Below are 18,098 nucleotides of genomic sequence, written 5' to 3'. Positions count from 1 at the left end.
CACAGGCTTTTGGGATAGAGCTGATCTTAAAGTCCAGGTCTGAAGAATCGGTATGATAGAAAAGTAGATAAAATTTAAAAAATATTTATCGAATGGTGCTTCAATCATCTGGCTTATCCAAGGTCAAAGACTCATTAACACAAAAAATCTTCTTGGGTAATGAACCCAATGCGGAGTTAATTGCAATTCTCACCGTTTACTTTGTCCAAGGAATTTTAGGGTTATCGCGTCTAGCCGTTAGCTTTTTCCTCAAAGATGAACTGCTGCTAAGTCCAGTCCAGGTGTCGGCGCTATTGGGAATTGTCTTTCTACCTTGGATGATTAAGCCGGTGTTTGGCTTTATCTCTGATGGCTTGCCGATATTTGGCTATCGTCGGCGTCCTTACTTGATTTTATCCGGGATACTGGGATCTGTTTCTTGGGTGAGTCTGGCCACAATAGTTCATACTAGCTGGGCAGCTACCTTAGCGATCGCTCTTAGTTCTCTATCTGTCGCCATGAGTGATGTGATAGTTGACTCGCTGGTTGTGGAACGAGCTAGAGGCGAATCGCAAGCAAAAGCCGGTTCACTACAATCTCTATGTTGGGGTGCTTCTGCGATCGGAGGTTTAATAACAGCATACTTTAGCGGTCTGTTGCTCCAATACTTTACTACCCGTACTGTCTTTGGAATTACCGCCTTATTCCCTCTCATCGTTTCAGGAGTAGCTTGGTTAATTGCTGAATCCCCCGTTAGCAAAGATCCTAAAGATAGTAATCACAGCAACTCTTTACCAATCAAACATCAATTGGGGCAGCTACGCCAAGCCATTAGCCAAAAATCAATTTGGCTACCAACGGCGTTTATCTTCATCTGGCAAGCTACCCCAAATGCGGACTCAGCCTTTTTCTACTTCTCTACCAACGAACTCCACTTTCAACCAGAATTTTTGGGGCGAGTCCACCTGGTAACAAGTTTCGCTTCTTTAGCAGGTGTTTGGATTTTTCAACGTTTCCTCAAAAGCATCCCTTTTCGGGTGATTTTTGCTTGGAGTACCGTCCTTTCGTCAGTTTTGGGGATGACGATGCTGTTGTTAGTGACTCACACAAACAGGCTGTTAGGTATAGATGACCACTGGTTTAGTTTGGGTGATAGTCTTATTCTCTCTGTGATGGGGAAAATTGCCTTTATGCAAGTGATGGTGCTAGCAGCAAGGCTTTGTCCCCCTGGTGTGGAAGCAACATTATTTGCCTTGTTAATGTCGGTGTTTAATTCAGCAGGAACGGTTTCTCATGCATTCGGGGCATTAATCACGTATTGGCTGGGGATAACCGCAACGAACTTTGACTCACTTTGGCTATTGGTGCTAATTACTAACCTCAGTACGCTGTTACCCCTACCATTTATCAACTGGCTACCTGCTGCTGAAGAACAAACTGAGACATCAAAAGCTGGGGAACAACCGTTTTTGCCTGATTTGATGTCTGAGTTGGTACTAAGAGAATCAGAGTCAAAAATAGTGGAATAGTGTAATAAATCTCACGCACTGGCGTAGCAAAGTTGCAAAGAAATTGTTTTTAGCGCAATACGCTTGGGTTAAGGCTAAAAACTAAAACTGGCGTAGGCGTAGGTTGGGTTGAGGAACGAAACCCAACATTATCAAAGCTTTGTTGGGTTTCGCTGTTGCTCAACCCAACCTACTATTCTAGCGTAGCAAAGTCGCAAAGAAATTCTTTTTAGCGGCTACATATTTTCGTCCAAAGTAACAAGAAAAAACAAAGTGCAGATTTTTAAAAGTCAAGAAAGCCCAATTACAGAAAAATCCTACACTCGTGCAGACTGGCAAGGAGGATATAAATCTCTCACCCAAGAGTTTGATTATTGGATTGATGATATAGAAGGGAAAATTCCCACAGAGTTACAAGGTACGCTGTTTAGAAATGGCCCCGGTTTGCTGGATGTGAATGGGCAGCTTCTTCATCACCCATTTGATGGGGATGGGATGATTAGCAAAATCACCTTTACTAATGGCCGTGCCCATTTTCGCAACCGCTTTGTCCGCACAACTGGCTATTTGGCAGAGCAAAAGGCGGGAAAAATTCTCTATCGCGGTACTTTTGGTACTCAAAAACTCGGCGGTTGGCTAGCTAATATCTTTGACTTCAAACTCAAAAATATCGCTAATACAAATGTTATCTATTGGGGTGGTAAACTGCTAGCACTGTGGGAAGGGGCTGAAGCACATCGCCTCGATCCCTACACTCTTGAAACCTTGGGTAATGAATATTTTAATGGTGTTTTGTCAGCAGGTGAAGCTTTCGCAGCACATCCCCGCATTGAAAATAATTGTTACCAAGATGGGGGCGCACCTTGCCTGGTAAATTTCTCGATTAAGCCGGGATTATCTACCAAAATTACTATTTTCGAGCTAAACCAAGCGGGTGAAATTGTCAGACAGCAGGCTCATAAGGTTCCAGGTTTCTCTTTCATTCACGATTTTGTGATTACTCCCAATTACTGCATCTTCTTTCAAAATCCTGTCACCTTTAATCCCATACCTTTCGCCTTGGGAATACGTGCGGCGGGAGAATGTATCAAATTTAAGTCAAATCAGCTAACTCAAATTCTAATTATTCCCCGCTTCCCCAAAGAAGGGCAAGAAAAGATAAAAATTCTGGAAACTGATTCGGGTTTCGTCTTCCACCACGTTAATGCTTTTGAGGTAGGAGAGGAAGTTTTGATTGACTCCATTTGCTACCAAGATTTACCAGAAGTCGAACCTAAAAGCGATTTTCGACAAGTTGATTTTGAGGCGTCTTCACCTGGGCAACTTTGGCAATTTTGTCTGAATCTTAAGAATGGGACAGTCCGGCGGGAATTGATTGATGGCCGTTGTTGTGAATTTCCCAGCATACATCCGGCGAATGTGGGACGCTCTTATCGATATTTATATATAGGTGCGGCTCATGGAGAGACTGGTAATGCTCCCTTACAAGCATTGCTGAAAATTGATTTAGAGTCTCTTGAAAGACAATTTTGGAGTGCTGCACCCCGTGGTTTTGTAGGTGAACCGATTTTTGTCCCGTGCCCAGGTTCCGAAAAGGAAGATGATGGTTGGGTATTAGCTTTGGTTTATGATGCTGCTGATCACTGTTCAGATTTGGTAATTTTGGATGCTAGTGATTTCTCTAAAGGAGCGATCGCTCGGCTACATCTTAAGCATCATATCCCCTATGGTTTGCATGGAAGCTTTACTTCTGAGGTTTTTGGGGAAATTTGATCCCCTATTTGGGTGAAACCATTTTTTCGCTGGCAATGATATGCAAATCGATGTTTTTGAGCAAGCGTACCAATTTTTGCGTCAAAGATCCTTTGAGGAACATTTGCCAGCGCGATCGCTGACTCTCTCCAATTACAATTTGAGTAATCCGATATTTTTCAGCGACTTCAGCGATCGCATTAGCTACGTTACTGTTGGTAACATGAAGAAAAGTACCTTCAAATTCTTTACAGAGTTTCTCACAAGTGTAGATGTGTAAGCTTTCCTCCTTGGTGAGGAAGCGCTCTGAATTGGCCACAAACAAGGTATAAAGTGGTGCGTTCATATAGTTAGCCAGCCTCGCACCCCGGCGTAACAGTTGCACTGAGTTGGGATAGGTGGATACACACACCAAAACCCGCTCGTGAATATTACAGGATTGCCCGTTGGGAGTGGAGGCGATCGCATTTCCTTCCACGTTGTCTGCTACTTCGCGCAAAGCCAACTCCCGCAAAGCAATCAAGTTACGGCGTTGGAAAAAATTATCGAGAGATTGTTGGATTTTTTGGGGTGCGTAAATCTTGCCTTCTAATAACCGTTCTTGCAGAGTTTCCGGTGTGACATCTATTAACACAACTTCATCTGCTTCATCCAAAATCCTGTCAGGAACTCGCTCACGGACTACAACCCCAGTAATTCGTGCTACTAGGTCATTGAGACTTTCCAAATGTTGCACATTCATTGTGGAGTAGACATCAATACCTGCTACCAAAACTACTTCTACATCTTCGTAGCGTTTTTCGCGTGGGGAACCAGGGACGTTAGTATGGGCAAGTTCATCGATTAAGACTAATTGGGGCGATCGCTTTAAAATAGCATCTGTATCCATATCCGTTAGCGTCAACTCACCCCGAGGATATTGCTTGCGGGGTACAATCTCCAGTCCCTGTGCCTTCTCAGATGTCTCCTTGCGTCCGTGGGTTTCCAAAAGCCCAACGACAACATCAATTCCTTCGTGTTTAAGTGCGTGTCCCTCTTCCAGCATCCGGTAGGTTTTGCCTACTCCAGGAGCCATGCCAATAAATATTTTATGCTTGCCCCGCCGTCGTGCCGGATAAAGCGAGTAACTTGCAGAATTTAAAGGTGCAGTGCCAGCGGAACTAGTATTACTATTATCTGACATTTTATTTTTGGTTCTTATAGCAATCCTATTTCATCGGAAAACGGCGCTTTACCCATGCCCCACAGGGGTGCTGAGTGCTGAGTGGCGAATCTTACTTCTTTACTCAGAACTGGGAAAAGAGGAACTGTTTTGCCCAATGCCCAATACAACTCTTGGAGAGGCTGCGCCTTAAGCGAAGCTATGCCGCAGGCTTTACGGCTTCTCTACGAGACGCACTCGCGTTCGCTCAGTACAAGTGCCCCATGCCCCATGCCCCATACCCAATTTATTGATTTTGCTGACGATTAATATCTTGCAAATCAAGAGCATAATTCAATCGGAGAACATTGACTCCCGGTTCGCCAAAAATCCATAAAAATCTGTCATCAGTATACTTATTAATTAAACGTAGGATCTCATCTTCTTTGACTCTCCGCGCACCAGCAACCCGCGTCAATTGCTGCCGTGCTGCTTTGAAGGAAATATGCGGATCTAAACCAGAACCAGAAGTATAAATTATATCAGCAATCGGTTGAAGATTTTCGTCTCGCAATTGATTTGCCTGCTCTAAAATCCGCTTTAGTAGCTCTGGATTGCTAGCAGCGAGATTGCTGGCTCCAGATATGCCAGTTGGCTTGGCTTTTCTTCCTTGGCTATATCTAACAGTACTGGGACGAGGATGGAAATATTGCTCAGATGTGAACACCTGACCAATCAAAGCCGAACCAATTGGTTCATTATTTAGATTCAGCGTGATGCTGCCGTTAGCTTGATAGGGCAAAAAAACTTGACCTACTACAAGGATTACCAGAGGATAGATGATTGCAGTCAACAACCAAAGCATTAGAGTTATGAAAATTGCTCTGATGGTTTCTCGAATAATAGCCATAAAAAGTTTTCCAATTGCTCCTAGAATTTAATTTTTAATTTTTAATTTTTAATTTTTTTGTCTACGCAGCAGTACGTTTCAGGGTGCTGTTAGCAACAGCATAAACAACTGGGGCAACTACCACATTCAAGCACAGCAGGATAAAAATAGCGAGTGGTAGGTGTTGTTTACGCCATTGCGACCAAACAAAGGATATGGCCAAAGCAGTGCTGAGTTAAAACTATGTTTATTTATATTCTTCTTGTTCCCTCTCTCAACAGGTAAAAGTAAAAATAAAAAAGCTAAAAATGTTTATTATTTTACTTTGTTCAAGATGCGCTCGTTTCCCAGCGTCTCTACTTTTGCTGTCCTTAAGCCAAGCCTACAACTGTAATCAGTAGATCGATCAACTTAATGGCAATAAACGGCGCAATTATTCCACCTAAGCCATAAATTAAGATATTGCGTTGGAGTAGCTGATTAGCTGTCAGCGGTCTAAACCGCACACCCTTCAATGCCAAGGGAATCAAAGCGGGAATAATCAAAGCATTATAAATCAGCGCTGATAGTACAGCAGACTTAGGGCTAGTCAAATTCATAATATTCAGGCTTTGCAGGTTAGCAGCGACAAATATCACTGGGATAATTGCAAAGTATTTAGCAATATCATTAGCGATAGAAAATGTCGTTAATGCTCCGCGAGTAATCAACAATTGTTTGCCAATGCTAATGATATCGATCAGCTTTGTGGGATCGGAGTCCAAATCGACCATGTTGGCGGCTTCTTTTGCAGCTTGCGTTCCTGTATTCATCGCAACGCCGACGTTAGCTTGGGCTAATGCTGGAGCATCGTTAGTCCCATCTCCTGTCATGGCAACCAGTTTACCTGCTGCTTGTTCTCTTTTAATGACGCTGATTTTGTCTTCTGGTGTGGCTTCGGCAATGAAATCATCAACCCCAGCTTCTTTGGCAATGACAGAAGCTGTAATCTGGTTGTCTCCAGTCAGCATGATGGTACGTACTCCCATCCGTCGCAGTTGCTCAAAGCGATCGCGGATACCAGGTTTCACAATATCTTTGAGATAAACAATCCCATAGATTTCGTTATCTAGGCTGACTGCTAGGGGTGTACCTCCCAGGCGAGAAACTCGTTCGTAGGCAGCATCCAATTCTGGCATATCGTGTCCGTTGCGGGAACGGACAAATCCTTTAATGGCTTCTACTGCTCCCTTTCTGGCCTCATACCCACCAGGTAAGTTAGTGCCACTCATGCGTGTTTTGGCAGAAAAACTAACTCCTTCTGCCTGACTAGAGTCAAAATCAAACTGTGCGCCCAACTTTTCTGCTAGTCGGACAATGGATTTACCTTCTGGTGTATCGTCAAAGACACTAGCCGCCCAGGCAACATTAGCAATTTCCGACATTGAATGACCGTTGATGGGAATAAACTCTTCCGCCAAACGGTTGCCGAGGGTAATTGTACCTGTTTTGTCGAGAACTAAAGTGTTGACATCACCACAGGCTTCGACTGCTCGTCCTGAGGTGGCAATGATGTTAAATTGGGCAACTCGATCCATACCAGCAATGCCGATGGTACTTAGTAAGCCGCCAATGGTTGTAGGAATTAACGCTACTAATAAAGCAATCAAAATTGGTACGCTGACTGGACTGTTGACATAGTAGGCAATTGCGGGCAGAGTTACCACGACTAACAAAAACACTAAGCTGAGAACTGCCAACAATACCGTTAGGGCAATTTCATTGGGTGTTTTGCTCCGTTCTGCCCCTTCTACCAAGGCAATCATCCGGTCAATAAAGCCTTTGCCTGGGTCAGTAGTAATGCGGATAATTAGCTCATCTGAGATAATCCGCGTTCCACCAGTGATGGAACTGGCAATATCGGAGCCTGATTCTTTTAATACTGGTGCGGATTCCCCAGTAATTGCCGATTCATCTACCGAGGCTACACCCATGATTACTTCGCCATCGGCGGGGATGATATCGCCAGCAACGACGTAGATGTTATCGCCCTTTTTGAGGCTGGTGGATGAAACTTCACTAAGTGTGCCATCGGCAGCAAGTTTTTTAGCGATCGTCTCTGATTTGGTCGATCGCAAGGCATCGGCTTGGGCTTTACCCCGCCCTTCTGCCACTGCTTCGGCAAAATTGGCAAACCAAACTGTAAAAAATAAAATCCCCGACAACAAGCCGTTGAAAAGTTGCGGGTTCTTTTGAAGGGCTGGGCCAAATAGGTTGGGATCAATCGTTAGCAATAGGGTGATGATTGTCCCTACCCAAACCACAAACATCACTGGATTTTTGATTGCATACTTAGGGTTGAGCTTGATAAAAGCATATCTAATTGCCCTTAAGTACAGCCACTTATTACTTGCCCTGGCCTTTTTACGTGCTTGGCGGCGATCGCCAAGACGAGAATTCGGGCGTCTAGCTTTGGAGTTAGTTGCCACTTGATTCATAAATAAAGTTAGGAGTTAGGAGTAGAGACGCGATTAATCGCGTCTGTACAAGAGTTAGGAGTAGAGACGCGATTAATCGCGTCTGTACAGGTGAGTTTTGTATTCATTACTAGCTCTGAACTCGGAAGTTGAGCTTCTGAACTCGGAAGTTTCAAAATTCTAAAAGAACAAGTGAAGATTTTGTTTGAACGAATATGAAATTCAAACTACATATCACCTTGACAGGGCTAGAGTTAGGAGTTATTAGGAACTTCCAATAAAAAAAAGTCCAACCTGTAGGGTGCGTTAGTAACGCACCCTACGAAACCGGATAATTTATTTTTTAGTATTCTCTTAATTCCAAACTTATAACTCATAACTTTTCTAACTGCCAGATGCTAGTTTCAAACCCTCAGCTATGGGGCCTAAAGCCAGAACGGGAAAGAAAGTCAACACTCCTAAAACCAGTGTCACTCCAGCCGTGATACTAGTAAAAACCAGAGAATCAGTTCTTAGGGTAGCAGGGGTTTCAGGGACTGGTTGTTTGCGAGACATGCCGTCAGCTAACAGCAAGATGGCAATCATCGGAATGTAGCGTCCTCCTATTAAGCTAACTAAAGTACTCAAATTCCACCACAGGGTGTTATCCCTCAACCCTTCTAAGCCGGAGCCATTATTTGCTGCTGCTGAGGCGTATTCATAAACTACTTGAGAAATACCGTGATAGCCAGGGTTGCTAATTCCAGATAGGGAGATGGGGTAAGCCAAGGCGATCGCACTGGGAATCAAAACTAGAATTGGGTGAATCAACAGCACCACGCTGGCCAGGACGATTTCTGGCTTTTCAATTTTGCGTCCTAAAAATTCTGGGGTGCGTCCTGCCATTAATCCAGTTAGGAACACTGTGAGAATTAAGTAAATGAATAGGTAAGCTGTTCCAGTTCCCTGACCACCCCAGATAACCTGAATAAATAAGTTGAAGAGAGTCGAAAATATTCCTTGCGGCATCAAAGAATCGTGCATCCCATTCACAGCACCAGACATAGTAGCGGTAGTCATAACTGCCCAAAATGCCGTTTGTGCCCAGCCAAATCGAACTTCTTTACCCTCTAAATTGGGCTGTTCTAATCCAAAGGCGGTATTAACAAGGGGATTACCTTGCAGTTCTCCCACGGCTGTCACTCCCACCAAAACTACAAAAATCACAAACACCATCCAAAAAAGTAGCCAAGCTTGTTTGATGTTGTTGGCAAATATACCGTAGGTATAAATCAAGGCTGCTGGTATAGAAATCATGGCGATCATTTCTATCAAGTTAGAAGCGCCATTGGGATTTTCAAAAGGGTGGGCTGAGTTGACGCCAAAAAAGCCGCCGCCGTTTTCGCCCAAAAGTTTGATCATTTCAAAGGATGCCACCGGCCCTCTGGCAAGATATTGCGTCCCGCCCTCCAAGGTTTTTATATCCAGAGTCCCAGCTAATGTTTGTGGTACACCTGCTAGAAGCAAGGCGATCGCTCCAATAATCGAAATCGGCAGTAATATTCGCGTAATTCCACGGACGAGATCAACATAAAAGTTTCCCAGTCTTCTACCAGTTAACCCGCGAATAAAGGCAATTCCCACAGCTAATCCAGTGGCTGCGGAGGTGAACATCAAAAAGCCTAAAGCCGCTACCTGGCTAAAATAACTTAAGGTTGTCTCACCTGCATAGTGTTGCTGGTCAGTATTGGTCACAAATGAAATTGTTGTATGCAGTAATACATCCCAGGTAGGCGCACGAAAGCCGTTAGGATTCCAGGGTAAGAGTCTCTGAAAATATATCAATAAATATACTGAAGCGCCCATGACTATATTGCTGCATAGTATAGCCTGGATATACTGCCAAGCGGTCATATCATCTTTTCTGCGGACACCCGCTAGTATGAACATACTTCGCTCTATCGGGTTCATTAAAAAATCAAGTAGTGTTCTTTCTCCCAAGAAGACACGCGCTATGTATCTACCCAATAGCGGAGTGATTGCTATGACAATACACAGCGTTAAGCCTATTTGCAAAAAACCTTGTCCCATATATTCCGCGCTCAATTAAATTTAAGTGCTAGCAAGCCAATTCTTAGAAATAACAGATTAACTGTTGGAGTATTTGATTTCGAGGGATTTAGTATTTTCAGTTCTTACTATTTTCCAGATACTTTTTAAAGTTTTTGTTAAGAATATTTAATTTTTACTCTTAATTCATCTATCTCACTAGTTAGGATTATTTGTTTATACAATACATTTTCAAAGTTTGCTACTTTCAAAGAATATAAAGATCCCAGAAGATTTTATGAATGGGATTAGGGATTGGGAAGATTGTAATAGATACCCCCCTCTTTGTATGCAACCACCCAGTCCCCAGTCCCCAGTCCCCAATCCCCAATCCCCAGTCCCCAGTCCCCAGTCCCCAGTCCCCAATCCCCAGTCCCCAGTCCCCAATCCCCAGTCCCCAGTCCCCAGTCCCCTTGACTGCATCTGGATAAACGTAATTTGAGGATTAATTCTCAAGTTGGCATTTGCAGATATAGATTGGAGATAAATCATCATTGGTGAATTAAATAGTTATACAGATTGTATGAGCACGATTTTTTAGGAAATCACAAATGACGATGTTAAGTCGATTAGTGACCGTGAAAGAAGCTTTAAATGAGCGTGGAGAGACATATGGGCTAATAGCGATCGCCTTTGCAATCGTGATAGTGCTGGAATATATAACACCACCTGAATACGTATTTGGCTATCTCTACACAGGGACGATTTTGTTAGCAGATTCTCGATTGAATCGGAGAGCAGTATTGGGGATCACTCTTGCAGCTACAGGATTAACATTGTTGAATTTGTTTGTTCCCGGAGGAGAAATAATTGCTCCCCCAACGTTGGCAAATAGGTTGATTGCAGTATTGGCATTGGTGGTAACGGGTTGGTTAAGCGATCGCAACCACCGCAATGAAGAAGCGATCGCTTATACGCAAGCACAATTACGCTCCCAAGAACAATTAGCTATCATGCGTGAAGATTTTGTTTCTACCCTAACGCATGATTTGAAAACACCCCTGTTAGGAGCAATTGAAACGCTGAAATATTTTCAAAATGAACAATTTGGTGAAATTACGCCAATGCAAGCAAAAGTCCTCCAAACAATGGCTCGTAGTCATCGGAGTACACTGCAATTAGTCCAAACGCTTTTAGATGTGTACCGCAATGATGCCGAAGGGCTAAAACTACAGATATCACCTGTTAACTTGGTGACAGTGGCGGAGGAGATCATAGCTACCCTGAGTGAATTAGCGAAAACACGACAGGTTTATATTTCTCTCCATTATGGCGAATCAGATTTTCGGAGCTTTCTCTGGGTAAATGGCGATTCTTTGCAACTTGGGCGAGTCTTCACCAATCTCCTGAGTAATGGCATTAACCATACTCCTCGTGGCGGTAAAGTGGAAGTAGTATTTGAAGGTTATTCTAGCGATCAGGTAGTAAAAATACTCGATACTGGTTCCGGCATTACCGAAAAAGAGTTACCCCACTTATTTGAGAGGTTTTATCAAGGACATAGCGATCGCCATGTTTCAGGATCTGGATTAGGGCTTTATTTAACCAGGCAAATTATTGCTGCTCATGGGGGTACAATTTGGGCAGAGAATCGCTCACCACGAGGCGCATTGTTTGGTTTCCGACTTCCTGCTTGTCCACCACCAGGGAGTTGAGGAGTGGAGGAGTGGAGGTAAGGGAGGTAAGGGAGAGAATTCCTAACTCTGATCAATGACCAAAATGACCAATGACCAATAACAAATGACAAAAATCTTACTCGTTGAAGATGATGAATTATTTCGGCTTGGTCTGCGGATGCGGTTGCAACAAGAAACCAGTTTGGAGATTGTTGCAGAGGCAGAAGATGGGGAACAGGCTGTAGAATTAGCAAATCGCTATCCCCTGGATTTGGTCTTGCTGGATATAGGTTTACCGGGGATTGGCGGGATTGAGGCTTGTCGCCAAATCAAGCAGAAGCACCCAAATTTACCAATTCTCGTTTTAACATCTCGTTCTGAAAAACCCTTGATTTCACGGTTAATTGCCGCTGGGGCGCAAGGTTACTGTCTCAAAGGTATTCCTGCTGAGTCTCTGATCTTGGCAGTGCGATCGGTTGCAGCAGGGGCTTCTTGGTGGGATCAAACGGCAACAACAGAAATTAGAGCCGCTTTTGAGGGCAATTCTACTGTAGTCCTGCCCGCAAAAATTGACGAAACCTTAGAAAATCCCCTAACGAAGCGGGAGCAAGAAATTTTGGCACTGGTAGCAGCTGGCAAAAGCAATCAAGAAATTGCTGAGATTCTCTACATTGCCCCTGGTACAGTGCGGGTTCATGTCCATGCTATTTTGCAGAAACTAGAAGTACGCGATCGCACTCAAGCCGCAGTTTTAGCTATCCAAAAAGGATTGGTCGCACCAGAATTGTTGATTAATTAGCTTCATTCACATCGGGCTAGTTGCTAAGGCTGATTTAAGTGCAAATACAGTGGTTTTTTACTTAAAATAGGATAATTTACTTTTTATAAATAAAAGCGATCGCTAACTCCTAAAAATAAATCGTAAGTAAAGACGCGAAATTTCTAAACCGTATTGGAGTCACTCTGAACTATTTAAGTATAATTACGCTTGATTGTATCTTTTATACAGTATAAATTTTATTATCCTAGAAAAATATAGATAGAACATAACTTAGTTTTTCTAGGGTGTATTTGATCGTATAACGATTAGAAATATTGCGGTTTTTTCCAATAAACAAGAGGTTTTGTTACCAATTCGATTTGGGGATGGAAGCGAATGTTGAGTCATTCGCTTCCTATTTAGTCTTGTGTGATAAATGCTATTAACGTAAATGCTTAGAGCTAACAAGTCTCGTATTCAACCCAGAATTGTATTAGATAAAAATAATTATGACGACAGAAAATATTCACCCTGAAACCCAAAATAATTCCGCCAAAAAGTTATTAGAAGCAGGCAGAAATATTGTTTTTATAGATACAGCAGTTCTCGATTACCAAAGCCTGGTAGCTGGTATCACACTGGGTAGTGAAGTGGTTATCCTTGACCATAATCGAGATGGTTTAACGCAAATCAGCGAGTATCTAGCAGGGTGTCAATCTAACTCAGTTGAATCAGTTCACATTGTCTCCCACGGCGGTGAGGGGAGTTTGCAATTGGGGTCAACTTACCTTAGCCTCACCAATCTCAATAGCTATGCAAATCAGTTACGAAATTGGGCAAGTGTTTTAACTGATAAAGCTGACATCCTACTTTATGGCTGTGATGTAGCCAGTGGGGCAGGCAGCAAATTTGTGCAGCTTCTGAGCCGAATTACTGGGGCAGATGTTGCTGCTTCCACTGACAAAACAGGAAGTGCAGCTTTAGGTGGCGACTGGGATTTAGAGGTGAAGACGGGGAAAATTGAGGCTTCTCTGGCATTTAAACCTGAAGTAATGCAGGCTTACCAATCTATTTTGCCAGCTAGTTTTACTGGCATATACTCTCAAAACTTTAACTCATTAGCGAATTCTGGAACATCTATTCCTTGGGTTGATGATTCAACCATTTCCGGGTGGTATGCCACAAGAACAAATTACATCCCTGGTAGTGGCAGTAATAATACAGGTGGATTGTATAGTTTTGGTACGACCGGAGATCGGGCACTTGGTTCTGTCTCTTCTGGTACTACAGGAACTATTTATTATGGGTTGCGCCTCCAAAACAACACAGGTTCATCAATTACTAACTTGCAAGTAGGTTATACGGGCGAACAATGGCGTAATGGTGGTAATACATCGCCGCAACAGCTGAAATTTAGTTATCAAATTGGGTCAACTCTGACAAATTTGACAACAGGAACATGGAATTCTGCCACATCGTTAGATTTCACCAGCCCAATTGCAACTGCAACCGCAGCAGCCTTAAATGGCAATCAAGTTGCTAATAAAGTTGTTATCACACCTATAACAATTACCCTAGCTACCCCAATAGCTAACGGTGAAGAGATTATATTGCGTTGGGAAGATATAGATGATGGAGGCAACGATCACGGTTTAGCGATCGACGATGTATCTGTCAAAGTAGATAACAGCACCTATGTAGTAACTAACACTAATGACAGCGGTGCTGGCTCGTTAAGGCAAGCTATTATCAATGCCAATAACGATCCGGGGATTGAGACAATTATCTTTGATCCGACTGGGATATTCGGTGATGCTACCCCTGATACTATTACCCTGACTTCTGGGGAATTGAATGTTACTGAAGGAGTGATAATTCAAGGAACTGGAGCTAATAAACTCACCATCAGTGGTAACAATGCTTCCCGTATTTTTAATGCTAGTGCCTCTCTCTCAATTGATGGGTTGAACATAACTGGGGGAAATGCAGGAAATAACAATGGGGGCGGCATCTACAGCACCAGTAGTGTCACACTCAGCAATAGCACTATTTTTGGCAACACCACGAACATTAGCGGCGGCGGCATCTACAGCAGTAGTCTCACACTCAGCAATAGCACTATTTCTGGTAACACTGCAAATACTTACGGCGGCGGCATTTACAGCAGTAGTCTCACACTCAGCAATAGCACTATTTTTGGCAACACCGCGAACAACAACGGCGGCGGCATTTACAGCAGTACTAGTCTTAGCATCAGTAATAGCACTATTTCTAGCAATACATCTAAAGTTTCTGGTGGCGGCATCTACACCAATAATGCCACAGTCAGCAATAGCACTATTTTCGGCAACACTGCTGATAGCGATAATAATAGCCAGGGCGATGGTGGCGGCATTTTTAGATCTGGCGGCACGGTGAGTATCAGCAATAGCATCATTGCTGGCAATATCGATCCAGGTAATCAAGGAGCCGATGTCTATGGTTACAACTTCAATGGTAATGCTTACAACCTGATTGGCAAAGTTACAGGTAAATTATCCGGGACTTTGGGCACGGGTACAGATATTATTAACCCCAACCCCGGACTCAAACCACTGGGAGATTACGGTGGTTCTACACAAACTCATGCCCTAAACTCTTCCAGTCCTGCCAGAAATGCTGGTGATCCGGGTTACAGTGGTGGCTTAACTACCGACCAACGTGGCCCGGGTTTTAACCGGATTGAAAGCGGTAGACTTGACATTGGAGCATTGGAATACGTGCTTCCAAAAGTCAGCTTTGGTGCTGCTACGTACAATACAACAGAAGATAGTACCGCCACTATAGTAACTATTCCTGTTAGCTTAAATGCCTCTCCAGAAACGGCTGTCACAGTTCCTATTGTCGTCAAAAGTAATAGCACGGCTACTAGTGGCAACGATTACACCTTTTCCCCAACTAGTATCTCCTTTGCTGCTGGGGCGACAGGCTCAAATTTAACAAAGCTAATTACTTTTACTATTAACCCAGACGACTTACCTGAGAATGCAGAAACAGTTGTACTCAACTTCGGCACGCTAATAGGGGCTGATTTGGGGACAATAACTGAAACTACTCTGAGTATTGCTGCTAATGATTCGATTCAATATGCAATTTCTAGCGCCACCTCAAATTTGACTGAAGGTAATAGCGGTACTCAAGCTGTTACCTTCACGGTTACTCGCAGTGGTGGTATTGGCGTGGCTAGCACCGTAGATTATGCTTTTATCGGTACGGCAACTTTTGGTAGTGACTATAACAATATTCAAGTTACAGGTGGAGGAATTGCTGCATCTGGGACTTTAAGCTTCGCTGTTGGGGAAAAGACAAAGACAATTACAGCCGATGTTTTGGGTGACAACATCTTTGAACTCAATGAAGACATGACTGTTAACCTAAGTAACCCCAACCTCACAGCTGCACCAGCAAATTCCACAATTACTAACACTTCAGCTACAGTAAATATCATCAATGATGACAGCCAACCAACTATCAGCATCTCGGATGTCTCTGTTACTGAAGGCAATACAGGGGCAACAACTAATGCTAACTTTACTATTAGTCTCTCTAATCCTAGTTATCAGCAGATTACCGTAAATTACAACACGAATGATGGTACAGCCGAAGCTACTGACTCTGATTACAACTCTGCTTTAGGAACAATTACTTTCGCTCCTGGCGAAACCAGTAAAACTCTTAGCATTGGTGTCATCGGCGATAACAAGTTTGAAACCAATGAGGCATTTGCTGTCAACCTTTCGGGTGCGACAAATTCCACGATCGCAGATAATTTAGGAGTTGCCACCATCATTAATGATGACAGCCAACCAACTATCAGCATCTCGGATGTCTCTGTTACTGAAGGCAATACAAGCACAACAACTAATGCTAACTTTACTATCACTCTCTCTAACCCCAGCTATCAGCAGGTTAGTGTAAATTACAACACGAGTGATGGTACTGCTCAAGTTGCTGACTCTGATTACAATTCTGCTTTAGGGACGATTATTTTCGCTCCTGGGGAAACTAGCAAAACTCTTAGCATTGGTGTCATCGGCGATAACAAATTTGAAACCAATGAGGCATTTTCTGTCAACCTTTTGGGTGCTACAAATGCCACGATCGCAGATAATTTAGGAGTTGCTACGATCATTGATGATGATAACCAACCAACTATCAGCATCTCGGATGTCTCAGTTACTGAAGGCAATACAAGCACAACAACTAATGCTAACTTTACTATCAGTCTCTCTAATCCCAGCTATCAGCAGGTTAGTGTAAATTACAACACGAGTGATGGTACTGCTCAAGTTGCTGACTCTGATTACAATTCTGCTTTAGGGACAATTATTTTCGCTCCTGGGGAAACTAGCAAAACTCTTAGCATTGGTGTCATCGGCGATAATAAAACTGAAACTGACGAGACATTTGCTGTCAATCTTTTGGGTGCTACAAATGCCGCGATCGCAGATAATTTAGGGGTTGGTACTATCATCAACGATGACAACCAACCAACTATCAGCATCTCCGATGTCTCTGTTACTGAAGGCAATACAAGCACAACAACTAATGCTAACTTTACTATCACTCTCTCTAACCCCAGCTATCAGCAGGTTAGTGTAAATTACAACACAAGTGATGGTACTGCTCAAGTTGCTGACTCTGATTACAATTCTGCTTTAGGAACGATTATTTTCGCTCCTGGTGAAACTAGCAAAACTCTTAACATTGGTGTCATCGGCGATAACAAGTTTGAAACTGACGAGACATTTTCTGTCAATCTTTTGGGTGCTACAAATGCCGCGATCGCAGATAATTTAGGAGTTGGTACTATCATCAACGATGACAACCAACCAACTATCAGCATCTCGGATGTCTCAGTTACTGAAGGCAATACAGGTACAACAACTAATGCTAACTTTATTGTCACTCTCTCTAATCCCAGTTCTCAGCAGGTTAGTGTAAATTACAACACGAGTGATGGCACTGCTCAAGTTGCTGACTCTGATTACAACTCTGCTTTAGGGACGATTATTTTCGCTCCTGGCGAAACCAGTAAAACTCTTGGTGTTGGTGTCATTGGGGATAACAAAACTGAAGCCAACGAGACATTTGCTGTCAATCTTTTAGGTGCTACAAATTCTACGATCGCAGATAGTTTAGGAGTTGGTACCATCATTGATGATGACAACCAATCAACTATCAGCATCTCGGATGTCTCCCTTCTTGAAGGTAACGCAGGTACAACAACTAATGCTAACTTTACCGTCACTCTCTCCGCATCCAGTTTGCAGCAGGTTACTGTAAATTACAACACGAGTGATGGCACTGCTCAAGTTACTGACTCTGATTACAATTCTGCTTTCGGGACGATTACTTTTGCTCCTGGCGAAACCAAAAAAACTCTTGGTATTGGTGTCATTGGCGATAACAAATTTGAAGCCAATGAGACATTTTCTGTCAATCTATTTGGTGCTACAAATGCCACAATAACTGATAGCTTGGGAGTGGCTACTATCATAAATGATGACGAACCCCCCGCCATCAGTATTGGAGATGTCTCACTCAATGAAGGCACCACAGGGATGATAACTAATGCTAAATTTGTCGTCACCCTCTCCAATGAATTTTATCAACCGATAGTCGTAAATTACAGCACGAGTGACGGTACTGCGAAAACTTCTGACTCTGATTACAATTCTGCTTTAGGGACGGTTGTTTTCAATCCTGGGGAAACCAGCAAAACTATTAGTATTGGTGTCACAGGTGATAACAAAGTTGAAAGCAACGAAACATTTTTTGTCAATCTCTATGGTGCGGCAAATGCTAGGTTTGCTAATAACCAGGCGATAGGTACTATCATCAATGATGACAGGGATTCTTTCTTGTAA

General features: G+C 43.1%; 10 protein-coding genes. 5 read left to right on the top strand and 5 right to left on the bottom strand.

From position 1 onward, the window contains the following. Positions 1–92 precede the first annotated feature (92 nt). Both V7K30_RS23135 and V7K30_RS23130 read left to right on the top strand, forming a co-directional pair. The gene (locus tag V7K30_RS23135) at positions 93–1,508 is read left to right on the top strand and encodes a folate/biopterin family MFS transporter (protein WP_335003247.1); all 1,416 of its coding nucleotides are present in this window, start codon (positions 93–95) and stop codon (positions 1,506–1,508) included. A gap of 252 nt (positions 1,509–1,760) precedes the next feature. Next, entirely contained in the window at positions 1,761–3,260 is a 1,500-nt protein-coding gene (locus tag V7K30_RS23130; RefSeq protein ID WP_335003245.1) for a carotenoid oxygenase family protein, read from the top strand. A gap of 4 nt (positions 3,261–3,264) precedes the next feature. Here V7K30_RS23130 and V7K30_RS23125 read toward each other — a convergent pair whose 3' ends face one another. From V7K30_RS23125 to kdpA, 5 genes are all read right to left on the bottom strand, one after another. Further along, a complete protein-coding gene (locus V7K30_RS23125) occupies positions 3,265–4,422 on the bottom strand; it encodes a universal stress protein (protein ID WP_335003243.1) in 1,158 nt (385 codons plus the stop codon). Between the two features lie 265 nt (positions 4,423–4,687). Next, positions 4,688–5,290: a K(+)-transporting ATPase subunit C gene (gene kdpC, locus V7K30_RS23120; RefSeq protein ID WP_335003241.1), complete on the bottom strand. Its 603-nt coding sequence runs from the start codon at positions 5,288–5,290 to the stop codon at positions 4,688–4,690. A gap of 61 nt (positions 5,291–5,351) precedes the next feature. Then, positions 5,352–5,492 carry a hypothetical protein gene (locus V7K30_RS23115; protein WP_335003240.1) on the bottom strand — a complete coding sequence of 47 codons (141 nt, stop codon included), beginning with the start codon at positions 5,490–5,492 and terminating at the stop codon, positions 5,352–5,354. A gap of 148 nt (positions 5,493–5,640) precedes the next feature. Beyond that, entirely contained in the window at positions 5,641–7,746 is a 2,106-nt protein-coding gene (kdpB, locus tag V7K30_RS23110) for a potassium-transporting ATPase subunit KdpB (RefSeq protein WP_335003239.1), read from the bottom strand. A 363-nt stretch (positions 7,747–8,109) separates the two neighbouring features. Continuing rightward, on the bottom strand, positions 8,110–9,795 hold the full coding sequence (gene kdpA / locus V7K30_RS23105) for a potassium-transporting ATPase subunit KdpA (RefSeq protein WP_335003237.1): 1,686 nt from the start codon (positions 9,793–9,795) through the stop codon (positions 8,110–8,112). Between the two features lie 569 nt (positions 9,796–10,364). Between kdpA and V7K30_RS23100 the strand changes: the two genes are divergently transcribed. From V7K30_RS23100 to V7K30_RS23090, 3 genes are all read left to right on the top strand, one after another. Next, positions 10,365–11,468, top strand: coding sequence for a sensor histidine kinase (locus tag V7K30_RS23100; protein ID WP_442941094.1), 1,104 nt, complete (start codon positions 10,365–10,367; stop codon positions 11,466–11,468). A gap of 85 nt (positions 11,469–11,553) precedes the next feature. Further along, a complete protein-coding gene (locus tag V7K30_RS23095; protein WP_335003235.1) occupies positions 11,554–12,228 on the top strand; it encodes a response regulator transcription factor in 675 nt (224 codons plus the stop codon). Positions 12,229–12,698: 470 nt separating this feature from the next. Continuing rightward, positions 12,699–18,098 carry a Calx-beta domain-containing protein gene (locus V7K30_RS23090; protein WP_335003233.1) on the top strand — a complete coding sequence of 1,800 codons (5,400 nt, stop codon included), beginning with the start codon at positions 12,699–12,701 and terminating at the stop codon, positions 18,096–18,098.

Origin of the sequence: Nostoc sp. (assembly GCF_036917655.1) — a bacterium.
GTDB lineage: Bacteria > Cyanobacteriota > Cyanobacteriia > Cyanobacteriales > Nostocaceae > Nostoc.
Note: the sequence above shows the minus strand (reverse complement) of the source record. Positions and strands in the feature narration are given on the sequence as shown.